Annotated in this window: 17 protein-coding genes; 11 read left to right on the forward strand and 6 right to left on the reverse strand. The window is 70.6% G+C overall.

All coding sequences use genetic code 11. The features are described 5' to 3' along the window. Nucleotides 1–18 precede the first annotated feature (18 nt). The 4 genes from ftsA to QSJ33_RS10935 all read left to right on the forward strand — a co-directional run bounded on the left by ftsA (nt 19) and on the right by QSJ33_RS10935 (nt 5913). Nucleotides 19–1233: a cell division protein FtsA gene (gene ftsA, locus QSJ33_RS10920; protein WP_285725998.1), complete on the forward strand. Its 1215-nt coding sequence runs from the start codon at nt 19–21 to the stop codon at nt 1231–1233. Between the two features lie 19 nt (nt 1234–1252). Continuing rightward, nucleotides 1253–2491: a cell division protein FtsZ gene (gene ftsZ, locus QSJ33_RS10925; RefSeq protein ID WP_285726001.1), complete on the forward strand. Its 1239-nt coding sequence runs from the start codon at nt 1253–1255 to the stop codon at nt 2489–2491. Nucleotides 2492–2505: 14 nt separating this feature from the next. Continuing rightward, a complete protein-coding gene (locus tag QSJ33_RS10930; protein WP_285726003.1) occupies nt 2506–3171 on the forward strand; it encodes a GIY-YIG nuclease family protein in 666 nt (221 codons plus the stop codon). A gap of 150 nt (nt 3172–3321) precedes the next feature. Beyond that, the gene (locus QSJ33_RS10935; protein WP_285726005.1) at nt 3322–5913 is read left to right on the forward strand and encodes a cation-translocating P-type ATPase; all 2592 of its coding nucleotides are present in this window, start codon (nt 3322–3324) and stop codon (nt 5911–5913) included. A gap of 48 nt (nt 5914–5961) precedes the next feature. Here the strand turns inward: QSJ33_RS10935 and QSJ33_RS10940 are convergent, their stop codons facing one another. The 6 genes from QSJ33_RS10940 to QSJ33_RS10965 all read right to left on the reverse strand — a co-directional run bounded on the left by QSJ33_RS10940 (nt 5962) and on the right by QSJ33_RS10965 (nt 13135). Beyond that, nucleotides 5962–7113, reverse strand: coding sequence for an acyl-CoA desaturase (locus tag QSJ33_RS10940; protein WP_285726007.1), 1152 nt, complete (start codon nt 7111–7113; stop codon nt 5962–5964). A 68-nt stretch (nt 7114–7181) separates the two neighbouring features. After that, a complete protein-coding gene (gene aat, locus QSJ33_RS10945) occupies nt 7182–7880 on the reverse strand; it encodes a leucyl/phenylalanyl-tRNA--protein transferase (RefSeq protein ID WP_285726009.1) in 699 nt (232 codons plus the stop codon). Then, entirely contained in the window at nt 7862–10120 is a 2259-nt protein-coding gene (locus tag QSJ33_RS10950) for an AAA family ATPase (RefSeq protein WP_285726011.1), read from the reverse strand. Before QSJ33_RS10950 ends, aat begins: the two co-directional genes overlap by 19 nt. Beyond that, a complete protein-coding gene (locus QSJ33_RS10955) occupies nt 10113–10430 on the reverse strand; it encodes an ATP-dependent Clp protease adaptor ClpS (RefSeq protein ID WP_285726013.1) in 318 nt (105 codons plus the stop codon). The genes QSJ33_RS10950 and QSJ33_RS10955 overlap by 8 nt, the downstream gene beginning before the upstream one ends. A gap of 127 nt (nt 10431–10557) precedes the next feature. Then, complete coding sequence (locus QSJ33_RS10960; RefSeq protein WP_285726015.1) at nt 10558–10887, reverse strand: PqqD family protein; 330 nt, start codon at nt 10885–10887, stop codon at nt 10558–10560. A 112-nt stretch (nt 10888–10999) separates the two neighbouring features. Then, nucleotides 11000–13135, reverse strand: a complete 2136-nt coding sequence (locus tag QSJ33_RS10965) for an OPT family oligopeptide transporter (protein WP_285726017.1) — start codon at nt 13133–13135, stop codon at nt 11000–11002. Between the two features lie 230 nt (nt 13136–13365). On the opposite strand from QSJ33_RS10965, the gene QSJ33_RS10970 reads away from it, so the two are divergent. The 7 genes from QSJ33_RS10970 (at nt 13366) to QSJ33_RS11000 (ending at nt 18993) form a co-directional block, all read left to right on the forward strand. Then, a complete protein-coding gene (locus QSJ33_RS10970) occupies nt 13366–14316 on the forward strand; it encodes a patatin-like phospholipase family protein (RefSeq protein WP_285726019.1) in 951 nt (316 codons plus the stop codon). A gap of 52 nt (nt 14317–14368) precedes the next feature. Then, nucleotides 14369–15133 (forward strand): TrmH family RNA methyltransferase, encoded by a 765-nt coding sequence (locus QSJ33_RS10975; protein WP_285726021.1) that lies wholly within the window; start codon nt 14369–14371, stop codon nt 15131–15133. Further along, on the forward strand, nt 15130–16632 hold the full coding sequence (gene lnt / locus QSJ33_RS10980) for an apolipoprotein N-acyltransferase (RefSeq protein WP_285726024.1): 1503 nt from the start codon (nt 15130–15132) through the stop codon (nt 16630–16632). The genes QSJ33_RS10975 and lnt overlap by 4 nt, the downstream gene beginning before the upstream one ends. Beyond that, complete coding sequence (locus QSJ33_RS10985) at nt 16632–17132, forward strand: GNAT family N-acetyltransferase (protein ID WP_285726025.1); 501 nt, start codon at nt 16632–16634, stop codon at nt 17130–17132. Before lnt ends, QSJ33_RS10985 begins: the two co-directional genes overlap by 1 nt. Next, a complete protein-coding gene (locus QSJ33_RS10990) occupies nt 17129–17752 on the forward strand; it encodes a Maf family protein (protein WP_285726027.1) in 624 nt (207 codons plus the stop codon). The genes QSJ33_RS10985 and QSJ33_RS10990 overlap by 4 nt, the downstream gene beginning before the upstream one ends. A gap of 454 nt (nt 17753–18206) precedes the next feature. Continuing rightward, on the forward strand, nt 18207–18770 hold the full coding sequence (locus QSJ33_RS10995; RefSeq protein ID WP_285726029.1) for a cytochrome c3 family protein: 564 nt from the start codon (nt 18207–18209) through the stop codon (nt 18768–18770). A 28-nt stretch (nt 18771–18798) separates the two neighbouring features. Continuing rightward, nucleotides 18799–18993 (forward strand): hypothetical protein, encoded by a 195-nt coding sequence (locus QSJ33_RS11000; RefSeq protein ID WP_285726031.1) that lies wholly within the window; start codon nt 18799–18801, stop codon nt 18991–18993. Nucleotide 18994: the final 1 nt, after the last annotated feature.

Consider the following 18994-nt stretch of genomic DNA (forward strand, 5'->3'; position numbering starts at 1 on the left):
TCAAGGAAAAGGATCTTCATGCCTCAGCGTGCCGTTCTCCTAGGGCTCGACCTCGGTGCAAGCAAAGTGGTGGCGGTGGTGGCCGTCCAGGAGGAAGACGGGACCCTGAACGTGACGGGCACGGGGCAGGCCTCCCCCCAGGGCGGCATCACCCAGGGGCAGATCACGGACATGGAGCTGAGCACCCGGGCCATCACCCGCGCGGTGGAAGAGGCCATGAACACCGCGGGGCAGACCAAGGTGGACGGCATCCGCGTGGCCGTGGACGGCGTCCAGTTCAAGGGCGAGAACCTCCGCGACTCCATCACCATCTCCTCCGGCGACAAGATCATCACCGCCGCGGACCGGGACCGCGTGCTGGAGCAGGCCACCAACGGCTGCAAGCTGGCGAAGGAGGAGCTGGTCCTCCACCGCCTCCCCCAGATGTTCCACATCAAGGGCCAGCGCGACATCCGCAACCCCGTGGCCATGTTCGGAGAGACGCTGGAGGCCGAGGTCCGCATCGTCGTGGCGCCGAGCCCGGTGATCATGAACATCAACCTGGCCCTCAAGAACGCGGGGCTCCACGGCGCCGAGCTGATGTACTCGCCCCTGGCCAGCGCCGAGGCCGTGCTCACCCGCGAAGACCGCGAGAACGGCGCCGTGGTGGTGGACATCGGCGAGCACCTCACCCATCTGGGCATCTTCCTGCACGGCAGCCTGTTCCACTCCGCGGTCATCCCCATCGGCGGCATGCACTTCACCCGCGACCTGGAGATCACCAAGCACCTGGGCGGCATCACGGCCTCCGAGCGCATCAAGATCCGCTTCGGCACCGTGCTGCCGGCCCACGTCCCCGCCGAGGAGGCCGTGGAGCTGGAGGAGGAGGGCCGCCTCGTCTCCCGCCGGGAGATCGCCGAGGTGCTGCAGGCCCGCGCCTCCGAGCTGCTGAACCTGGTGCTGGCCGAGATGGGCCGCACGGGCCTCACCCACGAGATCCACGGCGGCGTGCACCTGGTGGGCGGCGGCGCCCTCCTCACCCACCTGCCGATCCTGGCCCAGACCCTGCTGGGCCGGCCCCGCGTGGTGCTGGGCCGCATCCAGGGCGTGAAGGGCCTGCCCCAGGCCACGGGCAACCCCTACTTCGTGAACGCCCTGGGCGCCGTGAAGGCCCTGGCGCGCGAACAGTCCGAGACCCGCGGCAAGCCGGACCGCCGCGGCGGCATCCTGGACTTCTTCCGGAAGATGAGCTGACGTGACGACCGGAGCCTCCATGCACGAGACCCCCTTCCTCCCCTGCCCCCACTCCCTGCCCGGCGCCAACATCAAGGTGGTGGGCGTGGGCGGGGCCGGCTGCAACGCCGTCAACCGCATGATCGACAGCGGCGTGACCGGCGTGCAGTTCATCGCCATGAACACGGACCAGCAGAGCCTGGCCCAGAGCAAGGCCCACCTGAAGCTGCCCCTGGGCCCCCAGAGCAGCCGGGGCCTCGGCGCCGGCGGCAACGCCGAGCGCGGGGGCGTGGCCGCGGAGGAGAGCCGCGAGGAGATCCTCGCCGCCCTCAACGGCGCCGACATGATCTTCATCACCGCCGGCATGGGCGGCGGCACGGGCACCGGCGCCGCGCCGGTGCTGGCGAGCTACGCCCGCGAGCTGGGCGCCCTCACCGTGGCCGTGGTGCTCACCCCCTTCGCCTGGGAGGGCAAGCGGAAGGGCGACCTGGCCCTCTCCGGCCTCACCAACCTGCGCGACACCGCCGACACGGTCATCGTCGTGAGCAACGAGCGCCTCAAGAACGTCTGCGACGCCCGCGTGACCATGAAGGAGGCCTTCCGCGTGGCCGATGGCGTGCTGATCCAGGGCGTGCGCGGCATCGCGGACCTGATCCTCAAGCCCGGCATCATCAACGGCGACTTCGCCGACGTGGAGGCCGTGCTGCGCAACGGCGGCGAGGCCCTCATCGGCACCGGCGCCGGCCGCGGCGAGGAGGCCGTGATGGACGCCCTCCGCAAGGCCCTGGCCTGCCCCCTCCTGGAGCGCGCCCAGTCCGGCGCCGCGGCCAACGTCATGGTCTCCATCACCGCCGACTGGGAGGTCATGGAGGCCTCCATGATCGAGACCGCCATGAACTACCTGCAGGAGCACTACGACGGCCGGCCCGACATCAAGGCCTGCACCGTCGAGGGCGAGGGCATGGAGGACCGCGTGCTCGTCACCGTCCTCGCCTCGGGCTTCGACCGCGAGGCCGAGCTCATGGAGGAGCGCCGCAACAGCCTGCACCTGGGCGGCAGCCCGGAGCCCGCCCCCAGCACCGCCGTCAACCAGCCCCTCCCCCCGAACGTGACCAGCGGCCGCATCTACGGCGACGGTGCCGCCCACGAGAACGGCCCCACCCCCACCCGCCTCCTGCCCCAGGCCCCCACCCCCAGCGGCGAAGTGGCCGGCTTCCAGGACGACCTCCACGTCCCCGCCATCATCCGCCTCGGCCAGGGCCGCCTGCCGATGGAGTAGCACACGGAGTCCGCATGGTGACCTCCCCGCACCTTGTTTCTGACTACCTGGAAGATCTCCCAGGGAAACTTCTCGATCGAGCGGGAGTAGTTGAAACCTTCGTTGCGGGAAAACCAGGAATCTATGCACTTTATCGAAATGGATCCCTATACTATGTTGGGCTGGCTACGGATCTGAAAGCCCGTCTAAAACAACACCAGAAAGATAGGCACTCAGGGGAATGGGACAGATTTAGCGTTTATCTAACTACTAGCGACAACCACCTAAAGGATTTGGAGTCTCTTCTATTGCGAGTCACCAAGAAACCCAATGGGAATCGTCAAAATGGGAAATTTCAAGGGGCTCGTAATCAGAATGCAGAAATCAAACGTCGCTATAAATCAAAACAAGCAGAAGAATTCAATGAGGACTTCAACCTATCCGCAAAGAAATCAAACAAGAAGGGCCCTGCCACTAAAAATGAAAGCCCCACTCGATCTGGACCATTTGCACTAAGGGGTTATCACAAAGGCAATACGGTAAAGGCGCTTCTAAAAAAGGATGGTTCTGTACGCATTGGAACAGAGAATCACACTTCGCTATCTTCCGCAGCTATGGCTGTGACTGGCCATCCGACAAATGGGCGCTGGTTCTGGCATATAAAACGATCAAAAGGTTGGGTGCGAATCAAGTTGGCCTAAGCTTTGAAAATAGCCTGAGTTGTGTCCCTATTCGACCTGTATGTAACCGTCGATCAGGTTCATGCTTTGGAGAGATCCTATTCCAGGCCTCGATTGGCCGAAGAACCGTAGCACCAATCCATGCTTGGCACATGCCTGATGGCGGTGACCATGGCGGCTGCACCCCGAACGCCCTCTCCTTCCAGCCTCGATCTGGAGGGCTTCGCGGGCCTTGCGGAGGAGGAGGCGCGGCGCCGCCTGGAACGGGAAGGGCCCAACGAGCTGCCCGCCCGGGGCCGGCGCGGGATCCTGGCCATCGCCTGGGAGGTGGTCCGGGAGCCCATGTTCCTCATGCTGGTGGCGGCCGGGGGGCTCTACCTGGCCATGGGGGAGCCCCGGGATGCCCTGATGCTGCTGGGCTTCGTCCTCGTGGTCATGGGCATCACCATCCTCCAGGAGCGGCGGACGGAGCACGCCCTGGAGGCCCTCCGGGACCTCTCCAGCCCCCGGGCCCTGGTGATCCGGGACGGCCGGCAGCGCCGCATCCCGGGCCGCGAGGTGGTGCCCGGGGACGTCTTGATCCTCGTCGAGGGGGACCGGGTGCCGGCGGACGCCCTCCTCCGCGCGGGCCTCCACCTCTCCGTGGACGAGTCCCTCCTCACCGGGGAATCCGTGGCCGTGCGCAAGGCCGCTTCCACCGGGGCCGCGGCCCTCGAAGCCCCGGGCGGGGACGACCTGCCCTCGCTCTTCTCCGGCACGCTCGTGACCGCGGGCCAGGGCGTGGCCGAAGTCCTGGGCACCGGCCTCCACACGGAGCTGGGCCGCATCGGCAAGGCCCTGCAGCAGGTGGAACCCGAATCCACCTTCCTCCAGAAGGAGACGGGCCGGCTGGTGCGCACCTTCGCCCTGGTCAGCCTCGTGGCCTGCGCCGCGGTGGTGGTCCTCTATCCCCTGACCCGGGGGGGCGGGGCCCAGGTGTGGAAGGAGGGCCTGCTGGCCGGGATTGCGCTGGCCATGGCCACCCTGCCCGAGGAGTTCCCGGTGGTCCTCACGGTCTTCCTGGCCCTGGGCGCCTGGCGCATCTCCCGCAGCCAGGTGCTCACCCGCCGCATGCCCGCCATCGAGACCCTCGGCGCGGCCACCGTGCTCTGCGTGGACAAAACGGGGACCCTCACCCTCAACCAGATGACGCTCCGGCGGCTGGACGTGCCGGACCTTTCGCTGGACTTGACCCTGGCGGGGCCGGAACTCCCCGAGCCGGTCCACGCGCTGATGGAATACGCCATCCTGGCCAGCAAGCGGGATCCCTTCGATCCCATGGAGCGCGCCCTCCACGAGGCCGGGAAGCGGTGGCTGATGGCGACGGAGCACCTGCACCCGGACTGGTCCCTGGCGCGGGAATACCCCCTCGACCCGGACCTCCTGGCCGTCACCCACGCCTGGAATGACGGCCATGGCCAGATCGTGGTGGCCACGAAGGGGGCCCCCGAGGCCGTCGTGGACCTCTGCCACCTGTCCCCGGAACGCCGGGCCGAGGTGGACGCCCGGGTGGCGGAGCTGGCCTCCCAGGGCCTGCGCGTCCTCGGCGTCGCCCGGGGCCAGTACGCCCCCGAGGCGCTTCCGGAGGGCCACCACGATCTGGAGCTGGCCTTCCTGGGGCTGCTGGGGCTGGAGGACCCGGTGCGGCCCACGGTCCCCGCGGCGGTGGCCGAATGCCGCACCGCGGGCATCCGGGTGGTGATGATCACCGGCGACTATCCGGCCACCGCGGTCAGCATCGCCCGGCAGGCCGGGCTCTCCCACCCCGAGCGGGTCCTCACGGGCCCGGAGCTGAACCGACTGAGCGACGCGGAACTGGCGGCGCGCATCGGGGAGGTCCAGGTCTTCGCCCGGGTGGTCCCGGAACAGAAGCTGCGGCTCGTCACCGCCCTCAAGGCCAACCGCGAGGTGGTGGCCATGACGGGGGATGGCGTCAACGATGCCCCCGCCCTCAAGGCCGCCCACATCGGCGTGGCCATGGGGGGCCGCGGCACGGACGTGGCCCGGGAGGCCGCCTCGCTGGTGCTGCTGGACGATGATTTCTCCTCCATCGTGGCGGCGATCAGGCTGGGTCGGCGCATCTTCGACAACATCCGGAAGGCGGTGGCCTTCATCGTCGCCGTGCACATCCCCATCGCCGGGCTCTCCCTGCTCCCGGTGTTCTTCCCGGGCTGGCCGCTGCTCCTGCTGCCGGTGCACATCGTCTTCCTGGAGCTCGTGATCGATCCCTCCTGCTCGCTGGTCTTCGAGGCGGAGGAGGCCGAGGCGGACGTCATGCGGCGGCCGCCCAGGGACGCCCAGGAGCCCCTGTTCACCCTGAAAGCCATCGGCCTGGCCGTGCTCCAGGGGACCACCGCCCTGGGCGCCTGCCTGGCGGTGTACCTCCTGGCCCGTCCCGGCCATGGCCACGACGCGGCCCGGGCCCTGACCTTCGCCGCCATGGTGGTGTCCTTCCTGGCCATCATCCTGGCCAACCGCTCCTGGACGCAGAGCATCCTCGGCAGCCTCCGGAACCCCAACCCCGCGCTCTGGTGGGTGCTGGGGGGCACCCTCGCCTGCCTCGCCCTGGTGCTCGCCTGGCCCGTGGCCCAGCGCCTCTTCCACTTCGCGCCCCTGCAGGGCCGGGACCTGCTGCTGGCCGCCGCCGCAGGATTCGCCAGCATCCTCTGGTTCGAGGCCTTCAAGTTCCTGCGGCACCGGCCGAAGGCACCAGCTGGCGGCTGAGCGGGACGCCCCGCCGCCTTCCCCTGGAATCCAGGCCCCGGGGCGGCGTCAGGCCAGGGCCAGCCGCCGTGCCACCAGCCGCGCCCGCTTCCAGGCGGCCCAGGCTTCGCGCAGGTCCCGACGGGTCCGGGCGCGCTGGACCCTCCACTCGGCCCGGACCCTGCGCCAGGATTCGGTCCTCGCCTGCCCCTTCCGCTCCCAATCGGCCTTCTTCGAGCACCACGCATCGAGGCAGGCCTGGAGGGCCGTGAGGGCCGCGTCCATCCGGGCCTGGGCGGTCACCAGGGCCGTCCTGACCTCCAGGGCCTCGGGCAAAGCCGGCGCCAGCCGCGAGGCCAGGCGTTTCGCCTCCAGGGCCACCCGGGCACGCTGCATCTCCGTGGCCGACACGCGGCGCAGGCCCCAGGTGAGGCCGACCCAGGCGCCGGCGGCGATGAGCCACTTGGCGGGGTCCCATTGGTACCAGCGGGGGCCGTTGCGGTAGTCCCACTGCCACATGTGGTGGAAGTTGTGGTAGCCCTCGCCGAAGGTGAAGGGCGCCAGCAGGGCGTTGTCCCGGGCGCTGTTGGCGTCTGTATAAGGCTGCCGGCCGAACCAGTGGGCGGCGGAATTGACGAGGAAGGTGCTGTGGTGCGTGGCCACGATGCGCACCAGGAGGCCCATGACGAGCTGGCCGACGAGGTTCCCCGTCAGCAGCCCCACCGCCACCACCGGCAGGGCCGCCACCGCCCCCCCGATCCAGAAGTGGTGGCGGCGCTGCCAGCGCAGCAGCGGATCGCGCAGGAGGTCGCCGACGCCCTCCACGGGACGCTCGCCGCCCGCCATCACCCACAGCCAGTGGGCATACCAGAAGCCCCGCCTGACGGGGTAGGGATCGCGTTCCGGATCATCCACGAAGCGGTGGTGGTGGCGGTGGTCGCTGCACCAGGCGATGGCGGAATTCTGGAAGGCCGCGGCCCCGAGGAGCAGCACCGCGAGCCGCGCGGGCCAGGCCGCCTGGAAGGCGCGGTGGCTGAAGAGACGGTGGTAGCCGATGGTGATGGCGAGGCCGATGGCCGTGTACATCACCAGGAACATCCCGACCTCGCTCCAGCGCAGGCCCTGCGTCGCCAGCTTCCAGGGCACGAGGACCAGGGCCAAGACCAGCGTCCCCAGGAGGAAGAGGGTGTTGAGCCAGGAACGGGGGGTTCGCTTGATCACGGCATTCCCAGGAGACGGAACGCTCCCACTTCCACCATAGGCCCCGGCCCATGCCCCGCCCTGATATCTCAGTGGCAATTTACGTCGCGATCGAGGGCCCAGGAGCCTCCCGGCACCTGGGTGCGGAGGGCCTCCGCCAGCTGCTGCAGGAACTGGGCCCGCGGCACCGCCTGGAACCCGTAGCCCGCCAGGCCCTCATGGGGCAGCTGGCCGTCGATCAGCGTGAAGCCCCGGGCCGCCAGCCGCGCGTCCAGGGCCTGGAGGGCGGCGCGGCTGGCCTCGGGTTCGAGGCTGAACATGCTCTCGCCGAAGAAGGCGCCGCCGAGGGCCACGCCGTAGAGGCCCCCGCGCAGCTCCCCCTCCCGCCAGGCCTCGACGCTGTGGGCGTGTCCCGCACGGTGGAGATCGACATAGGCCGCGCGCATCTCCGGGGTGATCCAGGTGCCCTCCTGGCCGGGCCGGGGCACGGTGGCGCAGGCGGCGATGACGGCCTCGAAGGCGCTGTCGAAGCGAATCTCGAAGGGACGCCGGCGGAGGCTGCGGCGGGTTCGGGCCGAGAGGTGCAGTTGGCCGGGGCGCAGCACGGCGCGCGTCTCCGGCGACCACCAGAGGATGGGATCCTCCTCGCCGTACCAGGGGAAGATGCCGCTGCCGTAGGCCAGGAGCAGACGTGGCAGGCTCAGGTCGCCCCCGACGGCGAGCAGGCCCTCCTCGGCCTGCGCCGGATCGGGGAAGACGAGTTCCCGCCTCAGGCGAAAGACAGGCACAGGGCGCCGTCCTTCGCGTCCACGGTCGCGGTGCCGCCCTTCTCCAGGGGGCCGAAGAGGATGGCTTCCGCCAGGGGGCGGCGCAGCTCGCGCTCGATGAGCCGGGCCATGGGCCGGGCGCCGAACGCGGGATCGAAGCCCTTCTGCGCGAGCCAGGTCCGCGCCGCGGGGGTGCAGGCCAGGGTGACGCCCTTCTCCTTCAGCTGGGATTCCAGGTCCCTCAGGTGCTTGTCGGCCACGCGTTCCATCTCGGACCGCCCCAGGGGCGCGAACTGCAGGATGGCGTCCAGGCGGTTGCGGAACTCGGGGCTGAAGGCCTTCTCGATGCTGCCGGTGGCCGAGCGGCGCCCGCCGGCCTCCGCGAAGCCCACCTGCCGGGCCGACAGCTCCCGGGCCCCCACGTTGGTGGTGAGGATGAGCACCGTATGGCGGAAATCCGCCGAGCGGCCGTGGCTGTCCGTGAGCGCGGCGTGGTCCATGACCTGCAGCAGGATACCGAAGAGATCCGGGTGGGCCTTCTCCAGCTCGTCCAGCAGCACCACCGCGTGGGGCTGCTTGCGCACGGCGTCCGTGAGCAGGCCCCCCTCCTCGTAGCCCACGTAGCCGGGCGGGGCGCCGATGAGGCGGGCGACGGCGTGCTTCTCCTGGTACTCGCTCATGTCGAAACGCAGGAACGCGATGCCCAGGGCCTTCGCCAGCTGCTTGGACAGCTCCGTCTTGCCCACGCCCGTGGGCCCCGCGAAGAGGAAGCAGCCCATGGGCTTCAGGGGGTCCCGCAGGCCCGACCGGGCCAGCTTGATGGCGCCGGCCACGGCCTCGCAGGCCGGATCCTGGCCGAAGATCTGCGCCTTGAGCGCCGTCTCCAGGTTCGCCAGGGCCTCCCGGTCGTCGGCGCTCACGGAGGCCACGGGCACCCGGGCCATGCGGGCCACCACGGCCTCGATCTCCCCCGGCCCCACCCGCTTGGCCCGGCTGCGGCGGGGCAGCAGCTTCTGGGCGGCCCCGGCCTCATCCAGCACATCCAGGGCGCTGTCCGGCAGCTTCCGCTCCGGCAGGTGCTTGGCGGCCAGGCGCACGGCCGCCTCCAGGGCCCCGTCGTCGTACTTGATGCCGTGGTGGGACTCGTAGGCGGCCTTCAGGCCCTGCAGCACGGCCAGGGCCTCGGCCTCGGTGGGCTCGGAGACCTCCACCACCTGGAAGCGCCGGGCCAGGGCCCGATCCCGATCCAGGGAGCCCTTCAGGTCCTGGAAGGTGCTGGCGCCGATGCAGCGCAGGTCGCCGGAGGCCAGGGCCGGCTTCAGCAGGTTGGCCGCGTCCATGGCCCCGCCGCTGGTGGCGCCGGCACCGACGAGGGTGTGCAGCTCGTCCACGAAGAGGATGGCGCCGGGCTGTTCCTCCAGGGCCTTGAGCACGGCCTTGAGCCGCTCCTCGAAGTCGCCCCGGTAGCGGCTGCCGGCCAGGAGGGCGCCAAGGTCCAGGGCGAAGATCCGGGCGTCCTTCAGGGTCTCGGGCACCTTCCCTTCGTGGATGCGCCTGGCCAGGCCCTCCACCAGGGCCGTCTTCCCCACGCCCGACTCGCCCACCAGCAGGGGGTTGTTCTTCCGCCGGCGGCAGAGCACCTGGGCCATGCGGGTGATCTCCGCCTCGCGGCCCACCAGGGGATCCAGCCGGCCGGCTGCGGCCCGGGCCACCAGATCCGAGGCGTAGGCCTCCAGGGGGTCGACCGCCACCGCATCCTCCTCCTCGGCCTCCGCCGGAGGCTGCTTCGCGGCGTTCTTCCGCGGGGCGGCGGGCCCGTGGCTGAGGGCCTTCAGCAGGGCCAGGCGCTTCACGCCGTGCTGCTCCAGCAGGTGCCGGGCCGGGCTGTCCGGCTCCTCGAGCATCGCCGGCAGCAGCTCCCCGCCGCGGACGGTGCGCTGACCCGCGCTGAGGGCGTGCATGAGGGCCCGTTCCACCACCCGCACGAAGCCCAGGGTGCTGTGGGGCTGCACGACTTCGCTCCCGGGCACCCGCTCGAAGGCCCGGTCGAGGACCGCCTCCAGGTCGGCCCGCAGGGCCGCCAGCTTCACCCCGCAGGCCTTGAGGGCCGCCGCGGCGTGCGCCTCCTCCAGGAGGGCCAGCAGGAGGTGCTCCAGGGCCACGTCCTCGTGGCGGCGGGCGCGGGCCAGCTCGAAGGCCCGCTGGAAGCCCCGGTTCAGCTCGGGATCCAGCTCGGGGCTCAGGCTCGGAATCTCAGGCATCCTCGGCCTCCACGGTGCAGAGGAGCGGGAACCCCTGGCGCTCCGCCAGCTGCCGGGCCTTCTCCGCCCGGGTCTCCGCCACGTCCCGGGTGTAGACCCCGGCCACCCCGATGCCCGCCCGGTGCACGGCGAGCATGATGGCCATGGCCTCGGCCTCGGGCTTGCGGAAGACCGTCTTGAGCAGCCACACCACGAACTCTTGGGTGGTGTAGTCGTCGTTGTGGAGGAGCACCTTCCACATCCCCGGCTCCTGCACCTTCTCCCGCTTGCGGGTGAGGACCTGACCCTCCTCCTTCGCCTGCCTGGCCATGGAGACGCCTCCGGGGCACCAGGATAGCGGGCCCGGGGCGAGGCGATGCAACGGCTTGTTCACCGCAGAGAACGCGGAGAACGCAGAGGTTACTTTTCTCCGCATCCTCGGCGGTTGGCGTCTGGTCCTAGGCGAGCCGGATGAACCTTCCCAGGGCCAGCTCCCGGACGAAGAGGGCGGTCCGGCGGGTCGTGTCGACCTCCTCGGGGAAGGCGGCGGCGACGGCCTCGGCCACCTGTCCGATCGTCCGGGTGCCGTCGCAGGCCCGCCAGACCGCCGTGCCCCGGGCGTCCAGCTTCACGCGGTAGTTGGGCCGGGCCATGAAGCGCACCAGCCAGCCCCAGCGCGGGGACAGGACCTTGGGCCGGATGAGGACGACGGTGCCGTTCTCCCCGGGTTCCGAGGTCAGCGCCTGCACGGGCACGAGGGCGAGGAAGGTTTCATCGGGGAACACCATGGAGACCTCACCAGGAAAGATCACCGCCAAGACGCCAAGAACGCCAAGTAAAGAATGAAGTGCATTCCTTGGCGTCTTGGCGTCTTGGCGGTGTTTCTTTAAACCTCGGTCACTAGAAATTCGCGCTGGGCGGGGCGGGCTCGTCGGCGGCGCCGGCGTTGGCCAGGGGCACCCGCACCAGGTAGACGGCGATGCCGAGCAGGATCAGGACGCTGATCCAGAAGGCGCCGGGCGCGTTGCCCTGGCCCCAGATGAAGCGGGTCAGGCGGAAGTTCACGTCGAAGAAGGCCAGGGACGCGAAGAGCAGGCCCACCAGGGCCTCGCCGGCGATGAGGCCGGCGGCCAGGAGGACGCCGTTGTTCTCCACGCGCACCTTCTGGGCCTCGTTCAGGCCCCGGCGCTCGGCCGCCATGGTCACGACGCCCTTGATGACGCCCCCCAGGAAGATGGCGAAGGTGGTCTCCAGGGGCAGATACATGCCCACCGAGACGAGCATCGGGCTCTTCACCTGCATGAGGATGAAGGCGAGGCCCAGCATCATGCCCACGATGATGAGCGGCCAGGCCATCTTGCCCTCGACGATGCCCTTGCTCAGCAGCGCCATGAGGCCGGCCTGGGGGGCCGCCAGCTGCTTGGAGCCGAAGCCGGCGTCGAGGCCGAGGACGGTCTTCTCCTGGTCGGCGGGGAGGGCCTTCACCTGGTCCAGGGTGTAGACCTTGCCGTCGGTGGTGGTCACCGTCTGCACCTGCTGGGCCTGGAGCTGGGCCAGCTTCTGGGTGGCCTGGGCCTTGATGTCGCCCTCGTGGAGCACCATCAGGGGGATGAACAGGACGAAGGAGACCAGGGCCACCCCGATGATGTCGCCCAGCTCCATGCGCCAGGGCGTGCCGCCCAGGATGTGGCCGGCCTTGAGGTCCTGGAGCATCTCGCCGGCGACCGCGGCGCTCACGCACACGATGGCCGCCACGCCGAGCACCGCCGCCACGCCCGCATTGCCTTTCACGCCCAGGGCCACCATCACCAGGGCGGTGACGACGAGGGCCGTGAGGGTGAGGCCGGAGATGGGGTTGTTGCTCGAGCCCATGATGCCGACCAGGTAGCCGCTGATGGCAGCGAAGAAGAAGCCGAGGATGACCATCACCAGGGCCGCCACGAGGGCGACCAGGGGGGCCACGGCGAAGATCTTCCAGGTCACCAGGAACGTGACCACGGCGGCGAAGGCGATGCCCCCCAGCACCCAGGTGAAGGGCAGGTCCTTGTTCACGCGCTCCACGGTGTGCTCGCCGGCGGCGGCCTTCTTCACGTCGGAGACGGAGCGGGTGAGGCCCGTGGCCAGGCTCTTGCGCATCTTGAAGAGGGTGAAGCCGGCGCCCACGAGCATGCCGCCGATGGCGATGGGCCGGACGATGTTCATCCACACGGAGTAGGAGAGGGCGATCCAGTCGCCGTTCGAGGCCCCGTTGGGGAAGACGCCGGGGGCCAGGAAGTAGGTGATCATGGGCACCAGCAGGCCCCAGGCGAGGACACCGCCGGAGAAGTTCAGGGCGCCCAGCTTGGGCCCGATGATGTAGCCCACGCCCATGTAGGCCGGGCTGATGCCCGGGGAGCTGAGCAGCAGGCCGCCGGCGACCTTGGCCTTGAGGCCCTGCACCAGGTTGATGCTGGCCACCTTGAACTGGATGAACTTCTCCCAGGCCGTGGCGAAGAGCTGGACCTGCACCAGGCCCTGGATCACGGCCGCGATGCCCATGGCGCCGAAGAGGAACTTGGTGCCGCTGCCGCCCCGGGCCCCGGCCTTGTGGATCTCCGCGGCCGCGATGCTCTCGGGGTAGGGCAGTTCGGCGTCTTCCACCATCACGCGGCGGAGGAGGGCCACGAACATGATGCCCAGCACGCCGCCCGCGAACATGACGAGGGAGCTGGTGAGGTAGTGGCCCTTCGTGAAGAAGGTGGGCCAGATGCCGCTGATGACGAAGGCCGGCAGGGTGAAGATGGCGCCGGCGGCGATGGACTCGCCGATGCTGCCCACGGTCCGGGCGATGTTCTCCTCGAGGATGGTGCCCTTCATCAGCTTGATGAGGGCCATGCCGATCACGGCCGCCGGGTAGGTGGCCGCGATGGTCATGCCCGCCTTCAGGCCCAGGTAGGCGTTGGCCGAGCCCAGCACCACGGCCATGACGAGGCCGATGAGCACCGCCCGGAGGGAGAACTCCCTCAGGTTCTGGTCGGAGGGGACAAACGGTTGCATGGAGGCTCCTGGTGGGGGGCTGGGGAAGAATAGAAAGGTCGGATGGAGCGCCTAGTCTAAACCCGAATCCCGGCGGGCAGGCCGACCGCCCCCCGCCGGGCCGGCCCGGGCCTGCCCCGGGACCGGGTTCTTCCAGTCCCGGCTCCAGTCGGGGCGGGGCTGGAGGACGGTCCGGACCGGGATCACAACCCGGTTCGGGTATGCTCCCCCTTTCGCCCCGAGGAACCTCCATGCGCCTGATCAGCTCCCTCGCGCTCGCGGGCCTGGCCCTGCTCACCGCCTGCCAGACCGCCCCCCCGGTGGTGACCCCGCCTCCGCCCCCCCCGCCGCCGGTGGTGCGGGTACCCCAGGGGCCGCCGCCGAAGCCGAAGATCGCGCTGGTCCTGGGCGGGGGGGCGGCCCGCGGGTTCGCCCACGTGGGCGTCATCCGCACCCTGGAGCAGGAGAAGATCCCGGTCGACCTGATCGTGGGCACCAGCGTGGGCAGCCTCATCGGCGCCATCTACGCCTCGGACGGCAGCAGCTTCGACCTGGAATGGACGGCCTTCCAGCTCCAGAAGGAGGACCTCTTCGACTTCGGCGTGCTGAACGCCGTCACGGGCATGGGCTTCGCCAAGGGCGACAAGCTGGAGGCCTGGGTCAAGGGCCACGTGAAGACGGCCAACATCGAGAACCTGCGGATCCCCTTCGCGGCCGTGGCCACCGACCTCAACTGGGGCTACGAAGTGGTGCTCGACAAGGGCTCGGTGGCCCGCGCCATCCGGGCCAGCGCGGCCATCCCGGGCGTGTTCCAGCCCGTCCAGCACCAGGGCAAGATCCTCGTGGACGGCGGGGTGGTGGACAACATCCCCATCGCCGTGGCCAAGGCCCGGGGCGCCGACCTGGTCATCGCCGTGGACATCAGCGCCAACCTGGGGAACACCAGCATCACGAACCTGGTGGACGTCACGCTGCAGGCCACCAACATCATGTTCGCCCGCAACGTCGAGCACGCGAAGCGGGCCGCGGACATCCTCATCACGCCCGCCGGCATCGGGGACGTGGGGATGCTGGACTTCACCCAGAAGAAGCGCTGCATGCAGGCCGGCATCGAGGCCACCCAGCGGGCCATGCCGGAGATCCGCCGGGCCATCGACGCCTGGGTGAAGGCCCACACCCCGCCGGCGCCTCCCGCTCCCTGACCCGCGGGCGGCCCCCATCGCTTACCCTGGAGCCTCATCCGGACCGGCCGCCATGCCCCTCGTCACCAGCAAGGCCAACCCCCGCTTCAGGGACCTGCGCGACCGCCTCAAGGACGGGGGCGCCCGACGCGAAGCCACGCTCCTCCTGGGGGAGAAGCTGATCGAGGCCTGGGCCGAGGGGCGCCGCAGGCCGGCCGGACAGCGGTTCCGGCCCGCCCTCTGGCTGCGATTGGACCAGGCCGGGCCCCATCCGCTGGAAGCGGAGCTGGGCGTGGAGACCCTCGTCCTGGGCGAGGCCCTGATGCGGGACCTGGCCGACGCCGGCAGCCCGCCGGCCCACGCCCTCCTGGCGGAGCTGGGCCCCGATCCCGCCGGGCCGCTCCCGGGCCGGGTCATCGGCGCCTGGGGCATCCAGGATCCCGGCAACCTGGGGGCCCTCCTCCGCAGCGCCGCCGCCTTCGGCTTCCAGGAGGCCCTCCTGGGTCCCGGCTGCGCCGACCCCTTCGCCCCCAAGGCCCTGCGCGGCAGCATGGGCGCGGCCTTCCTCCTGCCCCTGCGCCGGGTGGCGGCCCTGACACCGGACGCGGGCCGGTGGTACGCCCTGGACGGCGGGCCCGGCGCCCTGCCGCTGGCCGAGGCGGACCTTTCGGAACCCCTGCGCCTGTGGGTGGGCAACGAAGGCCACGGCTGGACCGGCGTGGACCTGCCCGGGGCCGTGCAGCGCCTCGCCATCCCCATCCGGGGCGTGGAGAGCCTCAACGCCGCCGTGGCCGCGGGCATCGCCTGCTACGAGACCGACCGGAGGCTCCGCCCGTGAAACCCTGGCTCCTCCGCCCCCTCGAGGCCCTCCTCCTCGGGCTCGTCTTCGTCCTGGCCTACCGCTTCCCCGGCGCCCTGGGGGGCTGGCTGGAACCCGCGGCCGCCCTGCTGTTCCCCCTGCTGCTGCTGGAGACGGCCTTCCGGGGCCGCCACGCCCTCTGGCTCGGGGCCGCCCTCCTGACGGGCCTCGTCCTCCTCTTCTCCTGGGTGCCGGCCACCCTGGAGAGCAAGGGGGGCCTGCCCTGGTCCCTGGCCCTGGTGGGCAGCGCCCTCTTCTATGCCTGGGAGGGCCTGGGGTTCCTGCTGGCGGTGCTCTTCTCCCGCTGGCTGTTCCGGCGGTCCGGCGCGCCGGGCGCGGCCTTCGGCGCGGCCCTGGGGATCCTGGTCTGGGAGGCCTGGGGCTTCCACATCTATCCGTGGAGCTGGGGCGCGGCCTTCGGCGCCCTCCCCTGGACGGCCCGCAGCGCGGCCTTCCTCACCACCCGCGGCCTCTCGGCGCTGGCCTGGGGCGCCGGCGCCTGGGCGGCGGCGGCGCGGGTCCGGGGAGCCTCCCCCGGCCGGATCCTTGCCCCGTTGGCCGCGGCCGCAGGGACGATGGGTGTCCTGGGCCTCGCCTGGTTCGCCCTGCCCCGGGGCGCCGAGCACCGCCTGGACGTGGCCATCGTGCAGCCCAACTTCCCGGCGGGCCTGCGCTGGCCGGGCATGGAAGCGGAGATGTGGCGCCGCAGCGACGCCCTGCTGGCCGCCGCCCACCTGCCCCGGGCGGACCGCCCCACCCTGCTGCTCTGGCCCGAGAGCTCGGTCCTGGGCCGGGACGACCGCCAGCCCGATCCGCGGCTCCAGGCCGAGGCGGCCCGGCGCGGCGTGGCCTGGCTCTACGGGACCGAAGGCGGGCCGTACAACCTGGTGCGGGGCGAAGTCGCGGGCCAGCCGGATTTCGTCTTCGCCAAGACCGAGCCCATGCCCTTCGGGGAGCGCATCCCGGGGCCGGACTGGTTCCGCACCTGGATGGACGCGAAGCTCGGTTTCATCTCCCAGGAGCCGGGCCGGCTGGCCCCGGGCTGTGCCTTTGCCGTGCCGGGCTCCGGCGGGGTGCGGGTGGCGCCCCTCATCTGCAGCGAGGCCCTGGACCCGGAGCGCGCCCGGCAGGGCCTGGACCTGGGCGGGGCCGACCTCCTCTCCAACCACACCAACGACGGCTGGTTCGACCGCAGCATCGCCACGGACCTGCACGCCGCCCAGATCCGGCTCCGGCCGGTGGAGCTCGGCGTGCCCCTGGTGCGCGCCACGCTCACGGGCAAGTCCGGGATCTTCCGCGAAGATGGGCGCTTCGAACTGTGGGGGCACCCCCTGACGGAGGGCGCCTACGCCCGGTCCCTGGACTGGCGGCCCGTGCACACGCCGGCCCGGTCCCCCTGGCTGCAGCGCCTCCTCCTGGCGGGTCTCGCCGCCGGATCCTTGCTGATAGGATGGAGGGCCCAGCCCCGGAAAGCCTGATGGATCGCGATTTCCTCGTCCCAGAGCCCCTCTCGACGCCCCACGGCACCGTGGCGTTCTTCGACGAGTCCTGGACCGTGGAGCCGAAGGAGCTGCAGATCTTCTTCCAGGCGGAGGACGTGTACTGGACCTCCCACCGCACCATCGAACAGTGGCGGCGCCTGCTGGCCTGTTCCCGGATGCTGACGGCCCGCCTGGTGCCCGAGGGGTCCAAGGGCGGCCGTCTGGTGGGCGCCACCCGCGTCTGGTCCGACCACGCCTACGAGGCCAAGCTCTACGACGTGGTCACCGCCCAGGACATGATGGGCCTCGGCATCGCCACGGTCCTCGTGCAGTGGGCCCTGCGCCATCCCTGGGTGGGGGACGTGCAGCGGTTCGTGCTGGAGACCCGCGACGCCGCGCCCTTCTACCCGCGCTTCGGCTTCGCCCGGGGCGAGGAGATGGACAGCGTCCACATGCGGGTGCGGGTGGATGAGCTGAAGCGCAGGGGGCTCCGATGACCGACACCTTCCCGGGCACGCCCCTGGCCTCCCTCCTGCCCCTCATCCTCGCCAGCGGCAGCCCCCGGCGGCGCCACTGGATGGAGGCGATGCGCATCCCCTTCGAGCTCCAGGCACCCTCGGTGGACGAGTCCCCCCTCCTGGACGAGGAGCCCATGGACCTGGTGCTCCGCCTCGCGGAACTGAAGGCCGAGGTCGTCGCCCGGAGGAATCCCGGCCGCTGGGTGATGGCCGCGGATACCACCGTGGCCGTGGACCACCACACCCTGAACAAGCCGGTGGACGTGGAGGATGCGGTCCGGATGCTCACCCTGATCCAGGGCCGGGCCCATCAGGTCCACACCGGCTTCTGCCTGCGGAGGAACGCCGAGGTCCACAGCTTCGTGGACACGGCCCAGGTCCGCTTCCGCCCCATGACCGAGGCCCAGATCCGCTGGTACGTCGGCACCCGGGAGCCCATGGACAAGGCGGGGTCCTACGCCATCCAGGGCATCGGCGCCCTCTTCATCGAGGGGGTCGAGGGCAGCTTCTCCACGGTGATGGGCCTTCCGGTCGAACGGATGGGGGCCCTCTTCCTGGAACTGGGCGTCCTCAAGGCGTGGGTCCGCTTCCCCGACTGAGCGTTCCGGGCCCGAAATTCCGGATGGAAGGGGCATCAACCGGCCCGGCGGGGTCCCCGGAGGCGAGGTGTGGCCGAAATTCCCGTGTGACCAATGTCACGCATGGATGAAATCGCCCTCCCCTGGAGCCTTTTATAAAACACCCCAGAATCCTTTTATAAGCTCACCACGGTTCAGAAAAAACGGATAAACAATCTAGTTCGTATGCACTATGATCGGGACAGCGTCTGCTCGCGCTGCGTGTCCTGAAACGGGGTTCTTCCCCGGGCGGCCCTGGCGTGGGAAGCTGCTGGATCTTCCCGCTTTACTCGACAGTCGAACGAACCGGACCGCCGCCCAGGGGACCTTCCGTTCCCGCCGCGGCTCCGGGTGCGGCCGGTGCCCTTCCAGGCCCCCCCATCCGGACCCGGGCCCCCCGGCCCCAGGCCCCAACGCACCTTCCGTGAGGTAGTGCATGCATCCATTCGACCGAGCGTTCCGCTTCGTCCTGCCGGTGGGCGCCGTGGCCGTCCTCTCCACCGTCCTGGCGGTGGGCTGGTTCACCCAGCCGGACCGGTTTGCCAAGGGCTACGCCCCCGAGCAGCCCATCCCCTTCTCGCACCAGCTGCACGCCGGGACCATGAAGATGCAGTGCCTCTACTGCCACTCGGGGGCGGAGCGCTCCCGCTCGGCCGGCGTGCCCAGCGCCGAGGTCTGCATGGGCTGCCACAAGGTGACCCGCACGGACCGGCCCGCGATCCAGAAGCTCACCCAGCTCTACAACGCCGGGAAGCCCATCCTCTGGCAGCGGGTCCACACCCTGCCCGACCACGTCTTCTTCGACCACCGCCCCCACGTGAACGCGGGCATCGCCTGCCAGACCTGCCATGGCGAGGTCCAGACCATGCCGGTGATCACCCGGGAGATGGGCATGCGCATGGCGAACTGCCTGGGCTGCCACCGGGATCCCCACGCCGCCCTGCCCAAGGACTCCAAGATCACCCGGGGTCCCGAGAACTGTTCCGCCTGCCACCGCTAGCACGATCCGACCCCGACGGGAGTAGATGATGGGCACCTCGAACCGACGCGAAATCCTGGGCCGGCTGGCGGCCCTCGTGGCCGGCCCCCTGCTGCTGGGGCGGCAGGCCGTGAACGTGGCCTTCCGGGCCGGCAAGGAGACGCCTCCCGAGGCGCCGCCCGCGGAGGCGCCCGCCCGCCTCGCCCTCACCCCGCCCACCCATTCCGTCAAGCGCCGTGGATGAT

The sequence above is a fragment of the Geothrix rubra genome, from assembly GCF_030268065.1.
GTDB lineage: Bacteria > Acidobacteriota > Holophagae > Holophagales > Holophagaceae > Geothrix > Geothrix rubra.